Origin of the sequence: Enterobacter sp. CM29, from assembly GCF_013179605.1 — a bacterium.
Taxonomy (GTDB): Bacteria; Pseudomonadota; Gammaproteobacteria; order Enterobacterales; family Enterobacteriaceae; genus Enterobacter; species Enterobacter intestinihominis.
Genome location: NZ_JABMCU010000262.1, coordinates 1 through 4951, shown reverse-complemented (window position 1 = coordinate 4951; position 4951 = coordinate 1). Strand labels below are relative to the sequence as shown.

At 56.9% G+C, this 4951-nt stretch carries 3 protein-coding genes and 2 pseudogenes; 1 reads left to right on the top strand and 4 read right to left on the bottom strand.

The genetic code is table 11. The annotated features are described in order from the left end of the window. Positions 1-420, bottom strand: a pseudogene (locus tag HP459_RS21355) (6-phospho-alpha-glucosidase); the annotation flags it as partial. Then, complete coding sequence (locus HP459_RS21350) at positions 417-2039, bottom strand: alpha-glucoside-specific PTS transporter subunit IIBC (RefSeq protein WP_171936799.1); 1623 nt, start codon at positions 2037-2039, stop codon at positions 417-419. The pseudogene HP459_RS21355 and the gene HP459_RS21350, both read right to left, overlap by 4 nt. A gap of 221 nt (positions 2040-2260) precedes the next feature. On the opposite strand from HP459_RS21350, the gene HP459_RS21345 reads away from it, so the two are divergent. Next, on the top strand, positions 2261-3007 hold the full coding sequence (locus HP459_RS21345; protein WP_022646541.1) for a GntR family transcriptional regulator: 747 nt from the start codon (positions 2261-2263) through the stop codon (positions 3005-3007). Here HP459_RS21345 and HP459_RS21340 read toward each other — a convergent pair. Both HP459_RS21340 and HP459_RS21335 read right to left on the bottom strand, forming a co-directional pair. Next, positions 2975-4636, bottom strand: a complete 1662-nt coding sequence (locus HP459_RS21340) for a putative transporter (protein ID WP_022646540.1) — start codon at positions 4634-4636, stop codon at positions 2975-2977. The two genes, HP459_RS21345 and HP459_RS21340, sit on opposite strands and share 33 nt — an antisense overlap. Positions 4637-4808: 172 nt before the next feature. Continuing rightward, a pseudogene (locus tag HP459_RS21335) lies at positions 4809-4951 on the bottom strand (heat-shock protein); the annotation flags it as partial.

Genomic DNA, 4951 nt, shown 5'->3' with positions numbered 1-4951 from the left:
CGCTTTCGGGGAGTACTGCTCCATATAATCTACCAGCTCAAGCACGCCGCCGATGGAGCGCATGCCGTAGGAGATGCCGCCCGGCCCGCACGTTTCCTGGCCCAGCACGCCGTGGCGCAGCGGGATTTTTTCATCCTTTTCACGCATGGGATATTTGCCAACGCGAATATGCGCCATCACGAAATCCACATCGGTAAAGGCCGCTTCAGGATCGGTGGTGTAACTAAATTCAATCTCAGGCGCCTGCTCCCTGAGGATGATTTTGCACGCCTCCGCGATAACCTCCTGACGTGCTCCGTCATTGTCATAGAACTTCAGCGCACGCAGCGGGAAACGGTCACGGTTGGCTAACAGCATCAGGACGATACCAGGCGTGAATGTACTGCCGCCGCCTGCAATAACAACTGAGAATTTTTTCATGATATAGCCTCTGTCAGAGTGGTTTGTTCGTTTGTTAAAGGGGTTTTCATCAGCGATTCCAGCTGGTCGCGCACCTGAGGAACGTGCAGACCGACAATCACCTGAATGCCGTTGCCGCGTCGCACCACACCGTGTGCGCCCAGGGCTTTGAAGACGTCGTCGCTTTGGGTTTTCGTCATATCCACCAGGGCGATACGCAGGCGGGTGGCGCAGTTATTGATACTTTCGATATTTGCTGCGCCGCCGAGCGCCTGTAAGAACCCAGCGGCCTGTCCGACCTGCTGGCTGGCTGCTGCCGGGGCGGTGGTTTGCCCACGCGCCGCCTTATAGTCGGCCTTGCTGTAGAGCTTGATTTCGCTCTCTTCCCGGCCCGGCGTTTTTAGATTCAGACGTTCGATAAGCGTCCTGAAGACCACGAAATAGAGAGCGGTGAAGCAGAGGCCGATGCCAATCTGGGTGAATACCGTCGAGGCGTGGTTATGGAACATCGGGATCCAGTTTTGCGGCAGGAACTGGTCCAGCAGACCGCCCCCCATGTTCCCCACCACCCCGAAGGTATACATCACCGTCGCCATCGTTGCGGCCAGCACGGCGTGGATAGCAAACAGCAACGGCGAGATAAACAGGAAGGTGAACTCCAGCGGTTCGGTAATACCCACCAGCACGGCGGTAAGCGTGGCCGGAACCAGCAGCCCCGCAACCTTGACGCGGTTTTCCGGCGACGCGGTGTACCAGATCGCCAGCGCAATCCCGACCGAGCCAAACACTTTCGAATTGCCGTGCAGGGCGAAGCCGCCTTCAGGGAACAGTGTTTTCAGCGGCACAGTGCTCTGGCTGAATTCCTGCAGGTGCTGCGCCCAGTAAACCTGAATGCCGCCCTCTACCGCCGCCGGGCCGAAGATAAACGGACCGTAGACAAAGTGGTGCAATCCGGTTGGGATCAGAATGCGTTCCAGGAAGGTATAGACCCATACGCCGAGCGCACCGGCAGAGCGCAGGAACGCCTGCAGGGACTCAATGCCCATCTGCACTTTCGGCCAGCCCAGCAGCGTCAGCCAGGCGCAGGGGATCATCACGAAGAACGCGAGGATAACGACAAACGAGGTACCCTGGAAAATCCCCAGGAAGACTGGCAACGGCTTTTCGAAAAATCGGTTGTGGATGGCGGTGACGAGCCCGGAAATGATAATCGCCCCGATGATGCTGGTATCAAGCGTTTTGATTCCGGCAATCATCGCCAGCCCGCTGCCAGCAGTGGGTTCAGCAGAGAAGTCGACGCCAAAGAAGTGACCCCAGGTCATCCCCATCGCGTTGATAAAGTAGTTCCAGGTCAGAAAGCTAATCAGCACCGCCAGACAGGCGCGGCCCTGCGCCTGCTTTGCCAGGCCAATCGGTAAGCCGACAGCAAAAATCAGCGGCATATTGCGGAACACCGCCCAGCCGCCCTCTTCGATGATGTGAACAATCTGCGCGAACAGATGATCGGGGGCCGTTAAAGCTTCGCCGACAAACAGCGGGTTGCGAAGCATGATGGCGATCCCGACCACGATCCCGGCAAAGGGAAACAGTAAAACCGGGGTGAACATGGCGCCGCCAAAACGTTGTATTTGACTGAGCATTTTTAAATCCTCATGAAACAACCTGTAGGGGTAGAGGCCTTTATGATTTTTTACTGGCCTGAGGTGAGCATAAGAAGTTACTGATGCGGGAACATGGCGTGCCGCTGCGATTCGTGATCGCATTCATGGTTTTAATTTGACCAATCAGGTCTACTTTTGATAGCAAATATGGACAAGTTAAGACGTAATCCACGCCATAACGGGCGAGCAGAGGTCTACAGGTGATCTACAAATCTATTGCCGACAGATTGCGGCTACGGCTCAATTCGTCGGACTACAACATTGGCAGCCCGTTACCCGGCGAAAAAGCGCTGGCAAAGGAGTTTGGCGTAGCCCGGATGACCATCCGCAAGGCATTGGATCTGCTGGTAAGCTGGGGGCTGGTTGAACGTCGACACGGCAGCGGGACGTTCGTGGCGCGCAAAGACGTTCATCATGAAACGACTAACCTGACCGGGCTGGTGGAGGTACTGCGCCAGCAGGGGAAAGAAGTGCAGAGCAAGGTGTTGCAGTTTGAAGTGATGCCCGCGCCGCCCGCCATCGCCAGCCAGCTGCGGATTCAGGTTGATGAGCGGATCTATTTTTCAAGGCGGGTGCGTTACGTGGACGGAAAACCGCTGATGCTGGAGGACAGCTTTATGCCGGTGAAGCTGTTCCGCAATCTTTCCCTGGCGCATCTCGAAGGGTCTAAGTTTGATTACATCGAGAAGGAGTGCGGGATCACCATTAGCGGCAACTACGAGAGCCTGACGCCAGTGCTGGCAGATAAACAGCTGGCCGGTTATATGAATCTGCCGGAACAGACGCCGCTGCTGCGCATCACCTCTCTTTCCTACAGCGACAGCGGCGAGTTCCTCAACTATTCCGTGATGTTCCGGAACACCAGCGATTACCAGGTGGACTACCATCTGCGGCGTATCCACCCGGAAGACTTATTAGCCCATCCCCCAGAACAGCACCGCCAGTAGTTGCGGGGTGATAATGCGCAAAAACATCACCAGCGGATAGACCGTGGCGTAGGACAACGCCGCCGCGCCGCTGGTGGCGTGCAGGTTATTGGCGAACGCCAGGGCGGGCGGATCGGTCATGGAACCGGCCAGCATGCCGCACAGCGTGAGATAGTTCATTTTAGCGAACATACGCGCCAGTAATCCGACCGTTATCAGCGGGATGGCGGTAATGAATATGCCGTAGCCTACCCAGCTCATCCCTTCGCCGTTAACCAGGGTATCGACAAAATCGCCGCCGGATTTCAGTCCCACCACCGCCAGAAACAGCACGATGCCCAACTCCCGCAGCGCCAGGTTAGCGCTCGGCGGCATAAACCAGTAGAGCTTACCGATGGAGCCGATACGCCCGAGGATCAGCGCCATAATGAGCGGCCCGCCTGCCAGCCCCAGCTTCAGTGCTACCGGGAAGCCGGGCACGTACAGGGGGATGGAGCCAAGCATGACGCCAAGCCCGACGCCGATAAAGACCGGCAGCATCTGCACCTGCTGGAGTTTTTGCTGGGCGTTGCCCACCATGTTCGCTACGGCATCAATGGATGAAGGACGCCCGACGAGGTTGAGAATATCACCGAATTGCAGGCTGGCATCCTGGCTGGCCACCAGCTCGACACCGGCGCGGTTAAGCCGGGAGATCACCACGTCATAACGCTCTTTAACCTGCAAATCGCGTATTTTCTTGCCCAGAACCTTCTCATTGGTCACTACCACGCGCTCCACGCGCATGTCCGTTCCACGGGTTGAGAGCGAGGTATCCACCTCCTGACCAATCACCAGCCGGGCATTGTTTAAATCCGCCGGTTGCCCTACCAGATGCAGGAGATCGCCGTGTTGAATGAGGGTGTCAGGTGAAGGCACCATCAGCGTGTCGTCACGTTTCAGGCGTGAACAGATAATGGTCGCGCTGTTCAGAATGGGGACATCCTGTATCGCCATATTATTCAGGTTGGGGTTTTCGACGCGAATGTTGATGGTTTTAATAAGCGCATGGCCGTTGGTCAGCGTGCTTTCATGCTCTTTCGCCTCCTGCTCGACGTTAATGCGGAACAGCACGCGCACCAGCCACATGGAGAGCAAAATACCGCAAATGCCAAACGGATAGGCCATGGCGTAGCTCATCCCCATCTGATCGACGACATCAGCAGGGATACCCAGATCGCGCAGAATTTGCTGGCCCGCCCCGAGCGCGGGCGTATTGGTTACGGCGCCGGAGAAGATGCCCAGCACGACGGGCAGCGGAATAGCGAAGAGTTTGTGCAGAATGGCGGTGACCAGCCCACCCATCACGACGATGCCGAAGGCAAAGAGATTAAGGCGTAAACCGGAGACGCGCAGGGAAGCGAAGAAGCCCGGCCCCACCTGAATACCGATGGTATACACAAAGAGGATCAGGCCGAACTCCTGGATGAAATGCAGCATATCGGCGCTGAGCACCCACCCAAGCTGGTCGGCAAAATGGCCGACAAAAATCCCGCCGAAAAGCACCCCGCCAATCCCAAACCCGACGCCGCGGATTTTGATATTCCCCAGCCATAGCCCCACTACCGCGACAAGGGCCAACACGCTGACGGTTAACGCGATATCACTCATGTTCCACATCCTGTGTATAACCTTAGTTATAACAGGGATTCTCTCAGAGCTGGCGGCGGTTGTATGGGTGATGGCGCACAAAAAAGCCCTGCTGGGGCAGGGCCTTGTGCGGTCTGTGAGCGTTGTCGGGTGGCGGCTGCGCCTAACCCGACCTACAGTTTCGGCGGGTTTGTTAACTGTTTAACGCCGGCCTGTCGCTAATGGCGATGCGCTGCGGCGCGATAGCTTCCGGCACGTTACGGGTGAGGTCAATATTCAGCAGCCCGTTAGTGAACGTCGCGCCAGAAACTTCCATATGGTCTGCCAGGGTAAAGC

Excerpts from the sequence above, each read along its gene's own strand:
- HP459_RS21350 (WP_171936799.1), bottom strand. The coding sequence starts at position 2,039 with ATGCTCAGTCAAATACAACGTTTTGGCGGCGCCATGTTCACCCCGGTT.
- HP459_RS21340 (WP_022646540.1), bottom strand. The coding sequence starts at position 4,636 with ATGAGTGATATCGCGTTAACCGTCAGCGTGTTGGCCCTTGTCGCGGTA.